This window comes from Algoriphagus limi (assembly GCF_024919275.1).
GTDB classification, from domain to species: domain Bacteria; phylum Bacteroidota; class Bacteroidia; order Cytophagales; family Cyclobacteriaceae; genus Algoriphagus; species Algoriphagus limi.
Map to the genome: position 1 here is coordinate 1,780,393 of NZ_JANWGH010000001.1, position 18,464 is coordinate 1,798,856.

General features: G+C 40.2%; 13 protein-coding genes. 3 read left to right on the forward strand and 10 right to left on the reverse strand.

What is annotated here, in order from left to right; all coding sequences use genetic code 11:
- The first annotated feature begins 35 nt into the window (after window positions 1–35).
- Complete coding sequence (locus NY014_RS07715; RefSeq protein ID WP_259413980.1) at window positions 36–1,211, forward strand: trans-sulfuration enzyme family protein; 1,176 nt, start codon at window positions 36–38, stop codon at window positions 1,209–1,211.
- A 22-nt stretch (window positions 1,212–1,233) separates the two neighbouring features.
- Here the strand turns inward: NY014_RS07715 and NY014_RS07720 are convergent, their stop codons facing one another.
- The 4 genes from NY014_RS07720 to NY014_RS07735 all read right to left on the reverse strand — a co-directional run bounded on the left by NY014_RS07720 (window position 1,234) and on the right by NY014_RS07735 (window position 5,061).
- Complete coding sequence (locus tag NY014_RS07720) at window positions 1,234–1,695, reverse strand: CBS domain-containing protein (RefSeq protein WP_135074167.1); 462 nt, start codon at window positions 1,693–1,695, stop codon at window positions 1,234–1,236.
- A 110-nt stretch (window positions 1,696–1,805) separates the two neighbouring features.
- Entirely contained in the window at window positions 1,806–3,341 is a 1,536-nt protein-coding gene (locus NY014_RS07725; protein WP_259413981.1) for an FG-GAP repeat domain-containing protein, read from the reverse strand.
- Entirely contained in the window at window positions 3,338–4,078 is a 741-nt protein-coding gene (locus NY014_RS07730; protein ID WP_259413982.1) for a copper homeostasis protein CutC, read from the reverse strand. Before NY014_RS07730 ends, NY014_RS07725 begins: the two co-directional genes overlap by 4 nt.
- Window positions 4,079–4,080: 2 nt before the next feature.
- A complete protein-coding gene (locus tag NY014_RS07735; protein ID WP_259413983.1) occupies window positions 4,081–5,061 on the reverse strand; it encodes an isoaspartyl peptidase/L-asparaginase family protein in 981 nt (326 codons plus the stop codon).
- A gap of 77 nt (window positions 5,062–5,138) precedes the next feature.
- On the opposite strand from NY014_RS07735, the gene NY014_RS07740 reads away from it, so the two are divergent.
- A complete protein-coding gene (locus tag NY014_RS07740; RefSeq protein WP_259413984.1) occupies window positions 5,139–5,900 on the forward strand; it encodes a creatininase family protein in 762 nt (253 codons plus the stop codon).
- Here the strand turns inward: NY014_RS07740 and NY014_RS07745 are convergent.
- The 4 genes from NY014_RS07745 to NY014_RS07760 form a co-directional block, all read right to left on the reverse strand.
- Window positions 5,897–9,418, reverse strand: a complete 3,522-nt coding sequence (locus NY014_RS07745; protein ID WP_259413985.1) for a CRTAC1 family protein — start codon at window positions 9,416–9,418, stop codon at window positions 5,897–5,899. The two genes, NY014_RS07740 and NY014_RS07745, sit on opposite strands and share 4 nt — an antisense overlap.
- Window positions 9,419–9,553: 135 nt before the next feature.
- Entirely contained in the window at window positions 9,554–11,287 is a 1,734-nt protein-coding gene (locus NY014_RS07750; RefSeq protein ID WP_259413986.1) for a RagB/SusD family nutrient uptake outer membrane protein, read from the reverse strand.
- Between the two features lie 50 nt (window positions 11,288–11,337).
- A complete protein-coding gene (locus NY014_RS07755; RefSeq protein ID WP_259413987.1) occupies window positions 11,338–14,592 on the reverse strand; it encodes a SusC/RagA family TonB-linked outer membrane protein in 3,255 nt (1,084 codons plus the stop codon).
- 473 nt (window positions 14,593–15,065) lie between these two features.
- Window positions 15,066–16,739 carry a tetratricopeptide repeat protein gene (locus tag NY014_RS07760; RefSeq protein ID WP_259413988.1) on the reverse strand — a complete coding sequence of 558 codons (1,674 nt, stop codon included), beginning with the start codon at window positions 16,737–16,739 and terminating at the stop codon, window positions 15,066–15,068.
- A gap of 164 nt (window positions 16,740–16,903) precedes the next feature.
- On the opposite strand from NY014_RS07760, the gene NY014_RS07765 reads away from it, so the two are divergent.
- Window positions 16,904–17,122: a PspC domain-containing protein gene (locus tag NY014_RS07765; RefSeq protein WP_135074185.1), complete on the forward strand. Its 219-nt coding sequence runs from the start codon at window positions 16,904–16,906 to the stop codon at window positions 17,120–17,122.
- On the opposite strand, the gene NY014_RS07770 is transcribed toward NY014_RS07765, so the two are convergent.
- The gene (locus tag NY014_RS07770) at window positions 17,119–18,114 is read right to left on the reverse strand and encodes a glycosyltransferase family 2 protein (protein ID WP_259413990.1); all 996 of its coding nucleotides are present in this window, start codon (window positions 18,112–18,114) and stop codon (window positions 17,119–17,121) included. The genes NY014_RS07765 and NY014_RS07770 overlap by 4 nt on opposite strands.
- Window positions 18,111–18,446: a YbaB/EbfC family nucleoid-associated protein gene (locus tag NY014_RS07775; RefSeq protein WP_259413991.1), complete on the reverse strand. Its 336-nt coding sequence runs from the start codon at window positions 18,444–18,446 to the stop codon at window positions 18,111–18,113. Before NY014_RS07775 ends, NY014_RS07770 begins: the two co-directional genes overlap by 4 nt.
- Window positions 18,447–18,464: the final 18 nt, after the last annotated feature.

The following is an 18,464-nucleotide window of genomic DNA, read 5'->3' on the forward strand; positions in this document are numbered from 1 at the left end:
AATTAAGACCTGTTTTTCATTCAAAACCAATCAGTATGAGTCAGCATTTTGAAACCAAAGCTATCCGGATTAACTCTTCCAAATCCAATCAAAAAGAGCATTCTAGTCCTATTTACCTAACTTCCAGTTTTACTTTTGATTCGGCAGAGGAGGCTAGAGCCACTTTCGCAGATGAAATCCAAGGGAATATTTATTCCCGCTATGCCAACCCTAACACAAGCGAGCTAATCGAAAAAATCTGTGTTGCAGAAGGGACAGAAGATGGAATAGCTACCGCTTCCGGGATGGCTGCAATGTTTGCCAGTATTGCCTCCCTCCTACAACAAGGGGATCATATTTTGGCATCCCGATCTCTATTTGGTTCCACTCACCAACTTCTAACCCGAATCTTTCCAAAATGGGGGATTTCCTCCACTTATGGGGATATTTCTGATATTGAGAACTGGGACAAACTCGTCCAACCAAACACCAAAATGCTTTTTTTGGAAACTCCTTCCAATCCAGGTTTGGAAATTATTGATTTGGAATGGGCAGGGAAATTTGCTGAGGCTCATAATCTGATTTTGGTGGTTGATAATTGTTTTGCCACCCCATACTTACAGCAGCCAGCCAAATGGGGAGCACACTTAGTTGCTCATTCAGCGACGAAATTTATCGATGGACAAGGAAGAGTTTTGGGAGGATTGATTTTGGGTAAAAAAGAACTGATTAAAGAGGTTCAGTTTTTCACCAGACATACCGGACCGGCTATTTCACCCTTTAACTCCTGGATTCTATCCAAGAGTATGGAAACATTGGCTGTTCGAATGGATCGACATTGTAGCAGTGCTTTGAAAATTGCAGAACACTTCCAATCACATCCAGAGATTGAACAGGTACGATACCCATTCCTTAAATCTCATCCCCAGTATCATCTAGCTATCAAGCAAATGAGTCAAGGGGGAGGAATCCTAACGCTTCAATTAAAAGGTGGACTAGATCGCGTTCAGAAATTCATTGATCAATTAGAAATGATATCCATCACTGCCAATCTGGGAGATAGCCGAACAATTATCACGCACCCGGCTTCAACCACTCACAGCAAACTGAGTGAAGAAGAAAGACTACGAGTGGGAATCACTGATGGACTAGTTCGCGTTTCAGTGGGATTGGAACATCAGGAAGACATTCTATCAGATATCGAAAAAGCATTGGATAGATCAAAAAAATAGGGCTTTTAAAGCCCTATTTCATTTACCACGTGGTGGATTTCAATTTTGGGAAAGCTCGAATGACATCACTCAAACTGATTTGACCGACTAATTTTCCATCCTTTAAAACAGGGAATCGTCTTTTTTTCAGTTCTAAAAATTTTCCTGCTGCATCAAATAAGGACAAGTCAGGAGAAAGTGTAATCACTTCACTTGTCATATGCTCTTTGACCTTAGCTGGAAATTTTGGCGTATTGGTATACTTTCCTTTGATAATTTCCTTCAAGCAATCGACTTCGGAAATTATCCCTACCAAACCACCCGATTCATCAACCACGGGGGCACCTGAAATTTTACGCCTTGTCAACACCTCAAGAACCTGATCAATAGTGTCCTCTGGATGGAAGGTGACAAGATTGGTGCTCATGTGATCTCGTACGAGAATGGGAGTAGGAGTAGTTCGCTTGGATGCTACCATTCGAACTCCTTGGAAACTTTTTACCATAGCCTTTGAATTTAAAATTGGATGAATAATATACTGAAAATCATCGCTTTTTCAAATTATTAATCCAAATAAAATTAATTTTCAGGCTTTTATTCTATCAATATGATTTTCTAAAAAATTTTATTTCTAAGCAAAATTAATGGACGCCAGTTTTCGGTAGGCTTTTTATACAAATCATCAAAATCAAATGCCCCTACCAAAATATCTTGATCCTGATCTTGATCTATATCTCCCTTAGCGATAATTAGGAAATTTGCATCCGAATCCAAGCCAGAAACATAAGGTTGAAATTGATATCCCCCTTTATTCTCAAAGTAAATCAAGTCTTGCTTGGGAGACTGCTTGGTGTCAGGAAAAAAGGAAATGGCCACTAAATCTACATCCCCATCTTGATCAAAATCATCAGCCTGAATCCCACTTGCGCCATACATCGGATAAAACCAAGTTTCTTCAAATTCAAGATCTCCCTTGTTTTTAAAAATCCTGACTCCATGGAAATTTTTGAAAATTTGAGAAAGATCCGCATTTTCCCCATTCACCATTACGATATCCAATAAGCCATCCTCGTCAAAATCAACCAATTGGAAATCACTGCTTCCAAATGCAGGTTGAAATTCCAACAGCATCTTTTCTGAGAAGCGCTCATCTCCTATATTTTCCCAAAAATAAATCCCTTCCCTTGCCTGAGTCATCATGCCTAAAACATCCAAATCTCCATCTTGATCAAAATCAACCAATTCGACTTTTCGAGCACCCGGCAAAGCCTTTAATATTACCTCTTCTTTTCCATTCTCTTTTGAAAAAAATACGCTCAATTTACCCAGATAATTTCCGAACTGAGAAATCACGCGATCCTCTCTCCCATCTCCATTCAAATCCCCAACAGCCAAATCAACAGGACGCATTAGTTTGCTATTAAGACGGGTTGCTTCCCATTTTTGACCTACTTTTTCTAACTGTTCTAATGTCCCTAAAGAATCATTGGAAGGATCCATTAGCCCCATCGAAAGCAACTCAAAACCCGTTTGATTAAAATGTATGGAAACCGGTGCCACATCAGTAATCAAGGAATCAACAAGCTTGAAGCCCTCATCAAATTTCAGTTGAAAAAGCCTTTTGAATCGATGACCCAACCAAATATTGGAATCATCATCCACATGAATCATAGTAATCAGATCAGGGTATAAAAAATCAAATTCGGGTATTTCCACTTCGAAATTTGGAATACCTACTTTAGGAGAAATTTTTTCCTTTTGAGGAATAGGAGTTGTAGGCGCTGATTCCAAATAATAGTTTTTCAGCTTTTGCCAATCATCCCGCTTGATAAGTGGAATTTCAGAATAGATTCCCTTTGGAACGCCATTATCAGCGGGAAGCGTAACACCAAAATCCTCTGCTAGGTATAAACCCATTCGCATTCGCATATCTGGAAGCACTTTGGTCTCCCAAGTGTTTCTGTCCAAAATTTCCGGATCGGGTTTCAGGTGACAATTTCCACAGTATAGCTCTGCGAGTTTTCCCCCTTCCAAATTCAAATCCATTTGGGATAATTGATAAAGACTTGGAGTTGGCTGCTTTCGTTCAGAAATCGGTCCGCATGCGGAAAAAATCACGAAGAAAAAAAACACAAATACTACTCTCATCATTCCTTAAACGCCTCCAAAAACTCTTCTACAATATTTTGATCAATCCCTAAATGAAATTTAAAATCTTCTGGATCGGGAGAAAATTGTACCTCCGGGTTAAAATATTGATTGGTGGTTCGGATTTTAGTTTTACACGATGCGTGAATTTCCTTAAAGCCATCCAGCTTCCTCAGTTGACGAACATGGTCTGGTTTCGAACCTCCACCCGGCATAATGATTATTCTTCCGGCTGCTTTTGAAATTAAACTTTCTATAAAGCCCAGTCCTTCAGAAACTGAATTTTTTGCCCCTGAAGTCAATATTCGCCGAAATCCTAATCGAATAATCTCTTCTATGGATTCTTCAGGATTTCGACAAACATCGAAAGCTCGGTGAAATGTACAGGGTTTTCCTGAAGCAGCCCGAAGCAGGCTTTCGCATGCTTCCGAATTTATATTTCCATCAGAATCCAAAGCACCAAAAACAAATCCATCAGCGCCCATTTCACCCAAAATCTCAATATCCCTTTTCATTACCAACAACTCCTTGGGTGAATAACAAAAGTCTCCTCCCCTTGGCCGAATCATCACGAAAATCGGAATATCCAATTCGCTTTTTAATGTTTTGAGCATTCCAGCACTGGGAGTCTCACCGCCTTCTGGAAAATTTGCACATAATTCTAATCGATTAACTCCAAATCGAGCTGCATCTAAGGCAGATTGAATATTAAAAACCGGAGCCTCTAGCAAATATTCCATAATTAAAAATGACTCCTAGAATCAATTAAATCATTACTTGCCAAGGTTGCCTTTGCGAAATTAAATCCTGGTTGGACTGCAAAAGCACCGACTTCTCCATCCTTATTAATTGCTAAGAAACCAGCCTGAATAGAGTCAATATCCTTTCTGTTTTTTGATATCAATCGCTTTACAGCCTCCTCACAAGCTTCTTGGGGACTGCGTCCTTGCCTCATCAATTCCACAATTAGAAAACTCCCACAAATCCGAATAATGGACTCTCCTAGCCCAGTTGCCGTAGCAGCACCAACTTCATTATCCACATACAATCCCGCTCCGATAATCGGGCTATCACCTACTCTTCCATGCATTTTATAAGCAAGTCCACTTGTAGTGCAACTCCCAGCTAAATTCCCTTGGCCATCCATCCCAATCATGCCTATTGTATCATGGTTTTCAATATTAATGACGGGCTTGTATTTGCTCGTCTTTTTCCATTCATCATAAGCCTTTTGAGCCTTTGGACTCAACTCTTCTTTTTCCAAAGGGAAGCCCTGAGCAATCGCAAATTGCCTTGCCCCTTCTCCTGCCAACATCACATGGGGTGTTTTTTCCATCACAGCTCTTGCAAGAGAAATGGGATGTTTGACTTGTCGAACAAAAGCTACTGAACCGCATGATCCATCTCCTGTCATAATGGATGCATCCAAAGTCGTAATCCCTTCTCTGTCAGGAAGTCCCTGCAAACCCACAGATAGGTTATCCATATCCAATTCAGTATCCTTCACTCCAGTCTCCACCGCATCCAAAATACTTCCTGTCTCCTTAAACTTTTCAATAGCCGCAGCATTAGCCGGAATTCCATGATTCCAAGTCGAAAGAATCAACGGTCCGTCTATCTTTTTTGCTGAAAAATTAATTCGAGGAAGCGCATGACTAATCGTAGGTATAGCGACTAAAGAACCAAGCAGGGATTTCTTAATAAACTTTCTTCTTTGAGACATGAATGATAATTTAGATGGAGTTTTGAAATTATTAATATCAAGGCTTTTTCTTCAAATTCCCACCAAATCTTAAAAAAATGAGACCTTATCTCCTCAAAGAATGTACTTGGAAATATCTGAAAACACATCGATATGAATTAGCGGTATTACCTTGGGGTGCGACTGAAGCACATAATTACCACCTTCCTTATGGAACAGACATTTTTGAAGCAGATGCCATCAGTACTGAGGCAGCTCGAAAGGCTTGGGATAAAGGCGGGAATTTAGTCGTTTTACCAACCGTTCCTTTTGGGGTTAATACCGGTCAGGCAGATATATATTTGGATATCAATATGAACCCAAGCACCCAATTTGCTATCATTCGGGATGTATTGGAGGTGTTGAATAGACAGGGAGTTAAGAAGTTTTTAATCCTAAATAGTCATGGAGGGAATGATTTCAAAACAGCTCTTCGCGAACTGGGACTTCAATTTCCAGACATGCTTCTGTTTACATCCAATTGGTTTCAGGCTCTTGACAAAAGCAAATACTTTGAGGAAGAAGGTGACCATGCAGATGAAATGGAAACTGCATTGATTCAGCACTTGCACCCGGAATTGGTTTTACCTCTTGAAGAGGCTGGTGACGGAAAGGACAAAAAATCCAGCATTCGGGGTGTAAGAGAAAGGTGGGCTTGGGCTGAGCGAAAATGGTCTCAAGTAACCCAAGACACGGGAGTCGGGAATCCAAAAAAAGCAACTCCTGAAAAAGGTAAAAGATATTTTGAGGATGTGACCGACAAAGTCGCCCAGCTATTCTTGAATATTTGTGAAGTAAAACCGGATGAGCTGTATCGTTAATTCAATACAGCTCCATCCATTTCTTGAGCCTCTCCTCGGTAATTGATTACCTTAATTCCTTTTACTCCCTGAGGAAGGCGAATCTCTCTGGAAGATTGGGACAAAAAGCCACTTCCAAATCCAGGTTCGTAGCGTACGGTTTTTCCATTTTCCAATTCAACAACTACCCCAACAATATCCTTACTCGGCTCAATGGTTTGCTCTTCCTTGTTTTCAAGTCTAAACACTTTCAGTTCTCCTCTATTTTGAGATGCAATCAATAGTGGACTCCCCGAAGCTCGATTAAGCTTTACCAAAGCTTTGGCATCACCCGGAACCAAGAATCCACTTTCTCTTGCAGGAATTGATTGGAAGCCCCCTTGTCCATCTCCCAAAAGAACCAATCCATTCAAGGCATCGAGTCTTCCAATGAAAATTTCATTCCCATAATCATTTCCGACCAAAACAACATCCAAAAAGCCATCACCATTTACATCTTCAGAAACCAGTCCAAAAACAGGGGCTAATTGAGCCTCTCTTGGGAGTTGATGAATTGCAAACTTTCCTCCCCCCAGATTTTCTAGGTAGGCGGATTTATCATAATTCCCTTCCAAAATCAAGGCATCTCTTCGCTCCTCTTCTGTGAATAAGGATTGCTCTGTAGCTTCCGCATAGGTTTTATAACGTTCAAATTTTCTTCTGAAGAGAATACTCTGCCCATATAGATCATCCCAGAAATGGCTTGGATAAGACTCAAAGTTTCCTGATCGATCTTTGTACCAAGAGAAAATCACAGGGTCCACACTACCATTATTATCAAAGTCCTTAGCGTAAATTTTAAAGGGTTTCTCAAATGAAGGATGGAAATGATTATTCGCTCCCAAGTTCCCAACTACAAAATCCATATCCCCATCCTGATCAAAATCGCCAGAAGTGATGGAGTTCCACCAGCCTTTATAATTTTCCAAGCCAGTACTCTCCATTAATTCCAGCTTTCCGTTTTGATTTTGGAAAATTTGAATGGGCATCAATTCTCCCACAACCACTAAATCCATGGCCCCATCCAAATCCACATCGGACCAAATAGCATCGGTCACCATCCCAATTTGACTTAATTCAGGCGCAACTTCATCTGTTACATTGCTTAGTGAGCCTCCATTATTTTTCAGCAAAAAGCTCTTTTCTGGGTAAGGAAATTGGGCAAAAGGAGTTCTCCCTCCAACGAATAAATCCAAGAATCCATCTTGGTCAAAATCAGCAGCACGTACGACGCTTCCACTTGCTTTCACTTCTTGAAAATTCTGATCTAGGGTAAAATTCCCTTTACCATCATTTAGGTACAGTCTATCATTATATTCAGTCGAGTTGGGCAAAAATTCATTACTTCCTCCCACCAGATACAAATCCAAATCTCCATCATTATCCAAATCAAAAAGTAGGATTCCCATCTCTTCGAAGTTGGCACTTCCATCTCCAATGAGGACCTTTTCGGCAAATGTCCCATCTGCTTGCTGCATGAATGTAAGAGGCTCCTCTCCTGAGGAAGATCCAACGATCAAATCTTCCATACCATCCCCATTCAAATCCCCTACAGCCAAGGCAGGTCCATATTGGGTCAATTTATGAGGAAGCGTACGTTGTAAATTGTAATCGATCTTATCCTGCTCTTGATGAACAAATGAAATCCCGATCTGATCTGTCACCTCTTCCACAAGCGGACTTTCATTCTCAAAATCCAAAATAGCTAAGGAATATTTTCCGGTTTGTGATTGGCTGTAGTCTATAGAAATAGTCTGATTTGCTTCGACAGCAGAAAGCTGATTGATCTTTCCATCAGGCCAAATCACTTTTAGATCAGCAATTGACCTATCCTTACCTAAGCCAAAATGCATAACCGCATCCAGGGTAGACATATATCCTCGAACCAGCTGCTGCTCTTGAAAGAGTTTGGAACCATCAGATAATGTCAAAATTACTTTTGCCCCAAGTCCTTGAGGATTAGGTGCAGGTCCTTTTAAATCAATTTTAAGATAATCTCCTTTGTCCTCTTTTTCACTTAGCAAATTCTCAAATACAAAAGCTGGGTCATTAATATTGTTAACCACATAATCCAAATCCCCGTCCAGATCTAAATCCACTAATGCCGCTCCATTCGAAAAGGAAGACTTATCCAAACCCCAATTATTTCCATTATTGACAAAAGTCCAGTCTCCTTGATTTTTAAAGGCATAATTGGGGATTTTTACTATCGGGATAGAATCTAAAAGCTGCCTAACTGTAGCGATATTACCCACATCAGCCCGATAGTTTGCAAAATCCTTATCCGTAATATCCCGAGGAAAACCATTCGTTATAAGTAAGTCTCTCCAACCATCCTGATTCACATCTCCAAAAAGTGGAGACCATGACCAATCTGTTTGGTACATCCCAGCATACATTCCAATTTCACTAAATGGAGCCTCAGGCCCATTATTCATGTGGAGCATATTTCGGACATGTTGATATTCATAGCCCCATTGCTCATTGCTGATATAGACTTGGTAGGAATTCTTACCAATAGTGGTCTTTTTTCGATAATTATCCTCACCAAGCATGTCTAAGGTAACGATATCCGGCATCATGTCATTATTGAAGTCTGAAATATCAGATCCCATTGAAAACTGGCTTTGGTGCTTCAGCTTTTGGGAAATTTGATTCGAAAAAGTACCATCCTGATTGTTGATGTAAAGCAAATCATTCGTTACATAATCATTGGAAACATGGATATCAGGCCAACCGTCATTATTCAGGTCTGAGATCAAAAGTCCCAAACCAAAGCCTTCAATAGTAATCCCTGCCTCAACAGTTACATCTGTAAATGAGCCATCTCCATTATTTCTATAGAACGCATCGTTATTAATGGCAGATCCATCCGTTATTTTTTCACGGTAATTCGAAGGTGTGATTTTGCTTTGCTCATTATTCAACACATATAAATCAAGATCTCCATCTAAATCATAATCCACAAAAGCAGCTCCCATCCCATTTCCAGAATCGGCAATTCCATAGGAAGCAGCCATTTCTTTAAAGGTTACATTTCCTTGGGAATCTTTTCCTTGATTTACATATAATAAGTTATCACGTTCCCCAGGCCCGGTTTTCATCGCAGCAACCACATAGATATCCATCCAGCCGTCTTGATTGATATCTATCACAGTAACACCGGTACACCATTTTTCAGAAGCTGATATTCCTGCACCCTCAGAAATGTCTTTAAACTTAAAATCACCTTGATTGAGGTATAATTTATTAGGAACCTGATTACCTGTAAAGAACAAATCAGGAAATCCATTTTGATCAAAATCTGCTACCGCTACTCCACCTCCATTGAAAATATATTCATCTGTAAGAATATTAAATGAGTCCGTTTCTACAATTTCATTATTAAAATCAATCCCTGTCTCTTCGGGTGATTTCAGTTCAAACAGAGTATCCGTTTTTTTACAGGAAAACAGGATTACAGAAACAAAAAGGGAGAATAAAGTGGCATTAATCTTCATGATTGGGCAGGGGTAATTATTAGTCTTGAAATTACTATTTAATCAAATAGGGCAAAAAAAATTTAAGCAGAATTGACTGGTAAAAACAAAAAAAGGGACCATTTCTGGTCCCTTTTTTTAACTATCAATTTATGCTTAGAAGCCAGGGTTCTGAATCAGAATGTCTGAACCTACTAAGTCAATTTGATCTTGAGGAATTGGAAGTAAACGATACTTGTCAGTGAACTTAGCTCCACCCAATGCACCAGTCAGAATAGTTCCGTCAAGTGCAAAATAGAAATCCAATTCTTCCTGAACGGTATTCCAACGTACTAGATCGAAGAATCTATGACCTTCCATACCTAACTCAAGCATTCTTTCCATACGAACAGCTGTTCTTGCAGCATTTGCATCTGTCCAAGGACTATCATATGTAGAAATTACATAGTTAGCAGCCGAAGTTCCGTCTTCACGAAGCAATTCAGAATTCATTGCTCTCTCACGAACTCGGTTAACCTTAGCACGAGCACTTTCCAAGTTACCAGTCTCGATATCTGCTTCAGCTGACATCAAAAGCACATCAGCAAATCGGATGATCATGAAGTTGATACCAGTGTAACCTGGAGTCCAAGAAGAGTTATCTTGGAAAGAGCCTTGCTCAGAACGAGCATATACATACTTCTTAGGAGAGTAAGGACCACCGTTAGGCTGGTTACGAATCCAAGCAGCACCTGGATGATCTTGCCAATCTAGGTAAGGGATTCCTCTACGACCTACAGTATGATCCAAACGTGGATCCAAGTTACCAGCATCTGGTGTAAAGTCCTGATCTGAGTTTAGCCCCATATCACTCTTCACTCTGTTTGCAGGATCATTGTAAGACTTGTCCAACAATGGAAGACCATTAGCATCAGTTCTAAATGCATTCACGAAAGTGAAGCTTGGCTGGAAGAATCCGCAACAGTTACCTGGTCCAGCAGGTCCAGTATTGTAAGGGAAGTTCAAATCAAACTCAGGGTTAGCATTCAATACAGATCCTGTACCTGCAGCAGCTTGATAAGCCCAAACAGATTCCTGATGGTTATCATTTGCTCCGCGGAACATGTCATCATAGTAAGGAACAAGATCATACTTCAATCCATTAGATGTAACACCATTAGCGATTACGTCGTCAAACATGGATTTAGCCTGAGAGAATTTTCCTTGATACAAGTAAACCTTTCCCATGTAAGCCTTGGCAGCCCAAGAGTTTACACGACCTACTTGAGATTGAGTAGCAGGTAGGTTATCAATTGCATATTGGAAATCTGCCTCAATAAATGGCCATAGATCTTGATTATTGCTGATTTCTTCCAAACCAGAACCATAATCTACTGTCTCATCAACATAAGGCGTATTATTGTAAAGACGCTTCAATTCAAAATAGAAGTGAGCTCTCAAAAATCTTGCTTGCGCAGCCAATCTAATTGCATCAGCATCAGTCACATCTGGCCCTGGTTCTTGCAATAGTCTCAAAACGTTGTTTGCTCGAGCGATACCTTCATAGCAAACATTCCATTTAGATCCCATTTCACCAGAAGCAGCATCATTTTCAAAACGCTGAATTGGGTTAATGGTGGTAAAATCACCAGGGTCAGTACCTTTATTAGCCTCCCCACCTCTAATACTCCCAAACACCCAATTGGATGGGGAACCTAGACGGTTACCTCGTCCATTCACCTGAGAATATGCTGCAATCAAAGAAGCTTCAATCCCTGCCAAAGATGACAGCTGAGCTTGTGCAAGCAATCCTGTTGGTGGAACGTCAAGGAACTCATCAGAACAACTCACTGCTACCATCATCATTGCTGATAATGATAGGGCTCCAAATTTCAATTTAAAATTTTTCATTTTTAATCAATTATATTTTCTATAACTCGATTCGTTAAGAAATGTTAGACTTAGAAGCTGACATTCAGACCCAAAGTATAACCTCTAGTAACTGGGTAGTTACCAACATCAATACCGAACGTCAAATCCGCGTCTCCACCTACTGCAGGATCCAAACCTTCATATCCAGTGATAGTGAATAGGTTGTTAGCAGAAGCAAATACTCTTAGTCTCTGCAACTTCCACTTGTCAAGAAGATTCTGAGGAAGTGTATATCCAAGAGTTACGTTCTGAAGTCTTAGGTATGAACCATCCTCTACATAGTAACTGTTTTCAACAGTTGAAGTAGAGAATGTAGAAGAACGGTCTACGATCGGAATAGTAGCGTTAGGATTCTGAGGAGACCAAGAGTCTTTCAAACGCTCAGAAATTGCAGCACCTTCGAAAGTAGAGAAGAAGTCAGTAAACCACTTAGACTGGTTCCATACTTCGTTACCAATAGAAGTGTACAAGTAAGCAGAAAGGTCAAAACCTTTATAACCTACAGTGAAATTCACACCACCAGTAAAGTCAGGAATTGGATTACCCAATACTTGTCTATCATCGGCAGTAATAACACCATCCCCATCCAAATCTTCATATTTAAATCGACCTGGAGCAGCACCTACTTGTGTCGCATGAGAATTTACATCCTCTTGGCTTTGGAACAAGCCCAAAACTTTGTATCCGAAGAATGTAGAAAGCGGCTGTCCTACAGAGTTTCTAATTGGACGAATACCTCGATAAGCAGGGTTAACGGAAGTAATGATTTCCAAACCTGGAGCCAAGGCTACGATTTCGTTCTTCAAGGTAGAACCAGTAACAGTCAATTCATAAGTCAAAGAAGAAGAAAGGTTACCTCTGGTTGACACCAAGAGATCCAAACCTCTATTCAACATTTCACCAATGTTAACAGCTGGTGGAGCTGCATTGCTACCAGCGGTCAAAGGAATAGGAACAGTAAACAATAGATCTTTGGTATCTTTTCTCCACCAATCAAATATCACATCTAATCTTCCGTTGAAGAAAGTACCATCAAAACCAATGTTTTGGGTTACTGCGGTTTCCCACTGCGCATTAGGGTTACCAATTCGAGTTCTTCTAAATCCAATTTGTGCTGAAGAGTTAGAACCAGTGATATCGTATGAAGAAGCTCCTACGGTACCACCAAACAATGAATATTGGTTGTTAGGGTCTACGTTATTGGAGTTACCCATTTGTCCCCAACCACCACGGATTTTCAAATCATCAATCCATGTTGCGCTAGACAAGAATTCTTCAGAAGAAATTCTCCAAGCTGCAGAGAATGCAGGGAATACACCATATCGATTATTGGAACCGAATCGAGAAGAACCATCACGTCTTACAACCGCACTGAATAGATACTTATCATTGAAAGTATAATTCACACGACCGAAGTAAGAGTTGAAGTTCACACCCTTAAACAAATCTGAATTTACTTGGCGAGAAGATACCGGCAAGTTGGAAATATTGATGAAGTCTGGATCTCTCGAGAAAGGATTCTGACCAGAAGCAGACATATTTCTTCCAGCACCAGTATTCAAAGCTTCTTGACCAACAATAACGTCAAATGCATGCTTTCCGAAAGTTCTCTTCCAAGAAAGTGTATTTGTAAAGGTCCAGCCGAAAACGAAACCAGCTCCTTCGTTATAACCGAAAGCAGAGTTGTTTTCAGAGTTTTCATACTGCAATCTGGAATATCCCCAGAAATAGTAATTGTTATACTGACCACCGATAGATGTTCTAAATCTCAAATCATCAAGGATGTCATATTCTGCATAAACGTTACCGAAAACGTTGGCATTAAAGTTTCTGTTATCACGCTGACCATCTCGGTTAGCTACAGGGTTACGTGGGTTGTTGAATCCACGAGCTGCAGTACCTCCATAACCTCCAAATTCATCATATACCGGGATAATTGAAGGCATACGGAAAGCCTGAAGGATGTCGTTCTCATCGTCGGAAACACCTCGACCACCGGTACCACCTTGCTGACCTAATACCTGACGGTAAGTAGCCTGGAAGTTTTCACCGATTCGGAACCGCTTCGTCACGTCAAATTCAGAGTTAGCTCTGAAAGAAAGTCTTCGGAAGTTGTTCACGATCATGATACCAGCTTGATCCTGATAGCCCAAACCGATAAAGAATCGGCTAGTTTCAGAACCTCCACTCAAACCAATAGAGTGTCTGTTCAAAGGAGCGTTTCTTGTCAATGCATCGTACCAGTCAGTTCCTTCTCCAGTAGCAGCTCTTACAAGCTGATGAACAGGACCTTTGGTAGGATCTATATTGTATAGTGCTCTTTGCTGCTCAATTTCAGCTGCAGATAGCGGTCCAGGTACACCTGCCGCACCACCTACGTTGATATAGTAAGGCAATACTGGAGTAGAACCTGTACCAAATTGAGGGTGTCCATAATTAGGAGCACGACCATCAATAGCAGCTTGATTAGTTTCAGCCAACCAAGTATATGTAGCAAAGTCTTGTGGATTCATCATGTCCAAACCTTGACCAGGAGTAGTCAAACCGAACATACCATTGTAATCCACTCTAATTTTTTGATTTCCTCTTCTTCCTCGCTTAGTAGTGTAGATAATTACACCGTTAGCAGCACGAGCACCATAGATAGAAGCTGCAGCAGCATCTTTCAATACAGTGGTTGACTCAATATCATCAGGATTCAAGAAATCAGTTGATCCTACAGGAACACCATCTACAACGTACAATGGTTCGTTACCACCGAAGGCACCGAAACCACGAACACGAATAATTGAAGAAGTACCTGGCTGACCGTTAGTAATTACCGTTACACCGGAAACACGACCTTGAAGGGTCTGCTCTACGTTACCGGTAGGAATTACCGTCAAATCTTTAGGATCTACCGTTGCAATCGCACCAGTAGTCTCTCTTCGGCTATCAATCGTATAACCGGTTACTACCAATTCTGTCAAAGTTTGCTCATCTGGCGCCATCTTCACATCGATGACACTTCGATTTCCAACTACCTGCTCGATAGTGGCATAACCGATAAAAGAGAAAACCAAAACAGCTTGGTCGTTAGGCACATTGAGGGAGAATTTACCGTCAATGTCGGTAGCGGTACCCGTGGTCGTTCCTTTTACTAGGACGGACACACCCGGCAACCCTACATCAAACTCGTCCAGCACTGTACCAGTTACAACCCGCTGCGCCATGGCTGCGGAACTGGCTAATACTAAGAGCATTAAAAGCGCACTTAGGCTTTTGTAAACATTTTTCATAAACATAGATAGATTGGGTAACAAGATTAATCTCAAATACTTGTCTGTTAATTGATTATGCAATCGTTTGCGATTATTCTCAAAATAATTGCAATAGTTGTGGCCCTTCAAAATTTGGGATTTCTATTGCTATTATACCGTGGTACGAATACCTGCAAAAGGCTTTCGCCTAAAGGTTTGAGCGCATCATTTGATGCATTGGGGAGTTAACAGATGCTAAGTTTTATTGGTCATAGGCGGTTATTTTCTAAGGTTTATTGTACTTCTTAATCATCAATGTTAAAGAATCTAAAACAAAATTCAAATTTCTAAGCATAAATATTCTATCGATCGAAATAATTTTAACAAAACCTAATTTGCCTAAATAGAAATTGCTAGCCTTAATTTTCCTGAATTTCAGATGTTTACTTATTCATTATTTGGAATATGGGTCTTTCTCTCCCGCAAAAACATTTGAAATTTTGTTAAAAGTGGTAAAATCAGTCTTTTCTTAAGTTCTCAAAAAAATCTTCAGAATTTCTGATTTCTTCAAAGCTAGGATCAAATAACATCCATTTGTAGAGCTCTTCATTTGCTTCGATTGCTTTTTGAAGCTGAATGGAAGCCACTTCCGGTTGGCCGGAGTTTACTGCGAGCAAAGCCAATCCATAATATCCATATCCAAACTCCCTACTTAAGAAAACCGACTCTTCAAATGCCAGAGATGCTTTTGAATATTCTTTGGATAATAGATGAGCAAGACCTTTGTTAAAATAACTGCTTGGTTCTGTGTATTCGTAATCAAATCGTAAAGTCGCCAGCTTGTAGTCACCCCTCAATATATCCAAAGCACCTCTCAGCGCTTCATTTCTTTTTAAAAAGTCCGGGTTTCTCGTTAAGACAGATGCGTTCGATAAATATTTATATGCCTCCCAATAGTATCCTCTTAGTGCCAATATTTGCCCAAGGTTATGCAGAGAGTATGGATTCTCCTCCAGTCGAAGTGCTTGTTGAAGTAGCCATTCGGCTTCAGCCCAAAGATTTTCTTTTTCGTCCGGATCAAAAGTCCGCTGAGCTTGCTGCATTTTTACTACTGCCAGATTATTGTAAGGCAATGGCGAACGGAACAATTCCGTCATTTTAATATAGATCTGGGATTTTTCCTCCAGCCTTGGTGAGCTCTCAGCTGCCAAAGCCCAGTCCAAAAATTCCAATTCACTATTAGATGAGTTTCCAGTCAACTCCTTTTGTAAAATACTCATCTTGGTTAGACCGATTCCCATTCCAGGTTTGGCGATAATTTCCAGCTTCGCCCCTCGCAATTTTGGAAATAATTGTCTTGCCACCTGATCAAATCCTCTGATCTCTCTCAATTTTTCTTTTTGAGTCAAAAAATCATCCCCATTCATTAACACATCATAATATTGATCTTTGGCAGAAGTAGAAAGTCCGGAATAATCCCAGAGAAGTAAACGGAAGTCAAACCAATCGTTCCACCGAGCTCCCACCTCAATCATGGAATCACGAAGGAAAAGCTTTTTATTTTGGATGACCTTCAGGAGACTCTGCGCCCTATCCATTCCCAACTTACTGTTTTTTCCTTCTGAATTTTCAGGAGATTGGATTCCAGTAATCTTTACCGATTTCACGTCAGGGTTTTCAGTAACAAAGTCCCGAACCAGCTCGAATTGCTTTTCATTTGCAGCTGATGCCTTATATATAGAGGATCCCGGATCAAATAGAAACAAAAAGTTTTTTGTTTGTGCGGCCCCTTGATCAACAGCCCCAGCAGGAATAATCAGACCTACATCCGGAATGGGTTCACTTGGACTTGCTTTGCCTACTTTCGCTAAAAATGGGGTTAAGATAATTCCTTGGGCAAGAGTCCGCTTTTCAAAAGGTTCTGCTGTTTCTTTTTTGCCTTGAAAAAACTGCAATTCTAAAATACTCTCCTGTATCCAAGGTTGAAAGGCCAATCGAAATTCAGCTTCAAAACTATAGTCCGATAAATTCTTTTTCAACTCCAGCTCTCCCAAATCAAGTGTTGTGGTAGATGATCTGAAAATCAAAATTGCTTTCGGATTTCTCGGAGTCACAACCGATTCAATAGGAATACTTCCCTCCACTTTAAACCTAATCGAATCCCGAAAATATTCCAGTTTCTCTGGCGTCAAACGGACGTTTTCTATGAATCGATATTCTTGAGCATTCGATATAAAGCTCCAGAAAAATAAAAAAAGGAAAAGGAAATTTTTAATTTTGGGGAACAAACGGGCAGACATTTTGCTTTATAGTTCGCGAGAGTATTTTTAACTTAGACCACCACAAATCGAATACCATGCAAAAACTGAAACTGTTTTTTGAAGAAAGAGCCTTCGGCGTTTGCTCCAGATTAGGAGAAAAATTCAATTTCCCCATTGATAGCATTCGATTGTTTTTTATTTACTCATCTTTCATCACACTTGGCTCACCGGTGATTATTTACGTATCCATGGCCATGATGATGAAAATCCGAAAGTACTTCAGAAAAATGAATAACCCGGTGCTTTTTGATTAAAGCTCGGAAAATTTCTTTCTTCCCCGGAAGAAAAAATCAATAAACACATAACTGGAAGGTCCCAAAAACGGGATCTTTTTTTTGTTAGTCCCCGGTGCGAAAATGGAGCGCTGACGAAAAAAACCTACATAACCTTGAAAAACTGCTTTACCTAAAGCACTTTTTCCTTGCAAAAAATAGCCTATTCCTGCGATCAGTTCGAGAATTCCTTTTTGAATAAAAATCCACCAAAAAGAAGAGGTTGGTAAATTTTTATAAATCATCGAAAGACTATTCCGAATATTCAGTTCCAATTTTCGCGGACTTGAGCGGTCCAAGGTTGCTCCTCCTAAATGATAAACGGTACTCTTGGAAGTGTATGCCAAATCCAATCCTTGTTGACGAATTCGAAGGCAAAGGTCGATCTCTTCCATGTGAGCAAAAAAATGGTCATCGAAGCCACCTAATTCATGAAACAATTTAGACTGAAGTGCAAAACAGGCCCCAGAAGTCCAATCCACTAAGCAATCCTCATCGTATTGACCTTTGTCATTTTCGATTTGGTTCCAAATTCTGCCCCGACAATAGGGATAATATAAGGAATCCAAAAATCCACCACCTGCTCCTGCATAGTCAAACTGAGATAGATCAACAGCAGAAAGAATCTTTGGTTGAACGGCAGCTAGATTCTGATTTTTTTGGAGATATTCTATCAAAGTGATGTCCCAAGCAGGAGTGACCTCCACATCGGAATTGAGTAGGATATAATATTGGTAGCTTCCTTTTAATTTTTCCAAACCACGGTTATAGCCACCTGCATACCCGAAGTTTTGCCTTAGTTTTTCTACAAATACCTGCGGATATTCTTTCTCAAGAAACTCTAAAGAATGATCTGTGCTAGCATTGTCTATTACCCAAATATCAAACTGGGAATATTTAACAACAGAAGGAAGGAAACGGGCAAGCATTTCCTTCCCATTGTAATTCAATATGACAATAGCGCAGGTTTTCATCCAAACATGCCACCCAAGTCCATTCCAGGAATATTTGGAATCATTCCGTCGGTAGCAGCTTTCATTTCTGCCTTGATCTTTGCATCTATCTGCTCCATGGCAATATTGGTGGCAGCAACGATAAGATCACTGAGCATTTCCTTATCCTGAGGAGTGATGAGGGATTCATCCATTTCAATTTTGACTACTTTTCGCTCTCCATTGACTGTCACTTTTACCATTCCAGCTCCGGATTCTCCTTCAGCAGTCAAATGAACAAGTTTCGCCTGCGCCTCTTTGATTTTGGCTTGGGCTTCTTTAACCTTGTTCATCATATTCATAAAATCAAACATAGTTTTTTATTTTAATTT

What these genes read in the sequence shown, in the direction of transcription:
- NY014_RS07715 (WP_259413980.1), top strand. Translation starts at nt 36, where the DNA reads ATGAGTCAGCATTTTGAAACCAAAGCTATCCGGATTAACTCTTCCAAA.
- NY014_RS07720 (WP_135074167.1), bottom strand. Translation starts at nt 1,695, where the DNA reads ATGGTAAAAAGTTTCCAAGGAGTTCGAATGGTAGCATCCAAGCGAACT.
- NY014_RS07725 (WP_259413981.1), bottom strand. Translation starts at nt 3,341, where the DNA reads ATGATGAGAGTAGTATTTGTGTTTTTTTTCTTCGTGATTTTTTCCGCA.
- NY014_RS07730 (WP_259413982.1), bottom strand. Translation starts at nt 4,078, where the DNA reads ATGGAATATTTGCTAGAGGCTCCGGTTTTTAATATTCAATCTGCCTTA.
- NY014_RS07735 (WP_259413983.1), bottom strand. Translation starts at nt 5,061, where the DNA reads ATGTCTCAAAGAAGAAAGTTTATTAAGAAATCCCTGCTTGGTTCTTTA.
- NY014_RS07740 (WP_259413984.1), top strand. Translation starts at nt 5,139, where the DNA reads ATGAGACCTTATCTCCTCAAAGAATGTACTTGGAAATATCTGAAAACA.
- NY014_RS07745 (WP_259413985.1), bottom strand. Translation starts at nt 9,418, where the DNA reads ATGAAGATTAATGCCACTTTATTCTCCCTTTTTGTTTCTGTAATCCTG.
- NY014_RS07750 (WP_259413986.1), bottom strand. Translation starts at nt 11,287, where the DNA reads ATGAAAAATTTTAAATTGAAATTTGGAGCCCTATCATTATCAGCAATG.
- NY014_RS07755 (WP_259413987.1), bottom strand. Translation starts at nt 14,592, where the DNA reads ATGTTTATGAAAAATGTTTACAAAAGCCTAAGTGCGCTTTTAATGCTC.
- NY014_RS07765 (WP_135074185.1), top strand. Translation starts at nt 16,904, where the DNA reads ATGCAAAAACTGAAACTGTTTTTTGAAGAAAGAGCCTTCGGCGTTTGC.
- NY014_RS07770 (WP_259413990.1), bottom strand. Translation starts at nt 18,114, where the DNA reads ATGAAAACCTGCGCTATTGTCATATTGAATTACAATGGGAAGGAAATG.
- NY014_RS07775 (WP_259413991.1), bottom strand. Translation starts at nt 18,446, where the DNA reads ATGTTTGATTTTATGAATATGATGAACAAGGTTAAAGAAGCCCAAGCC.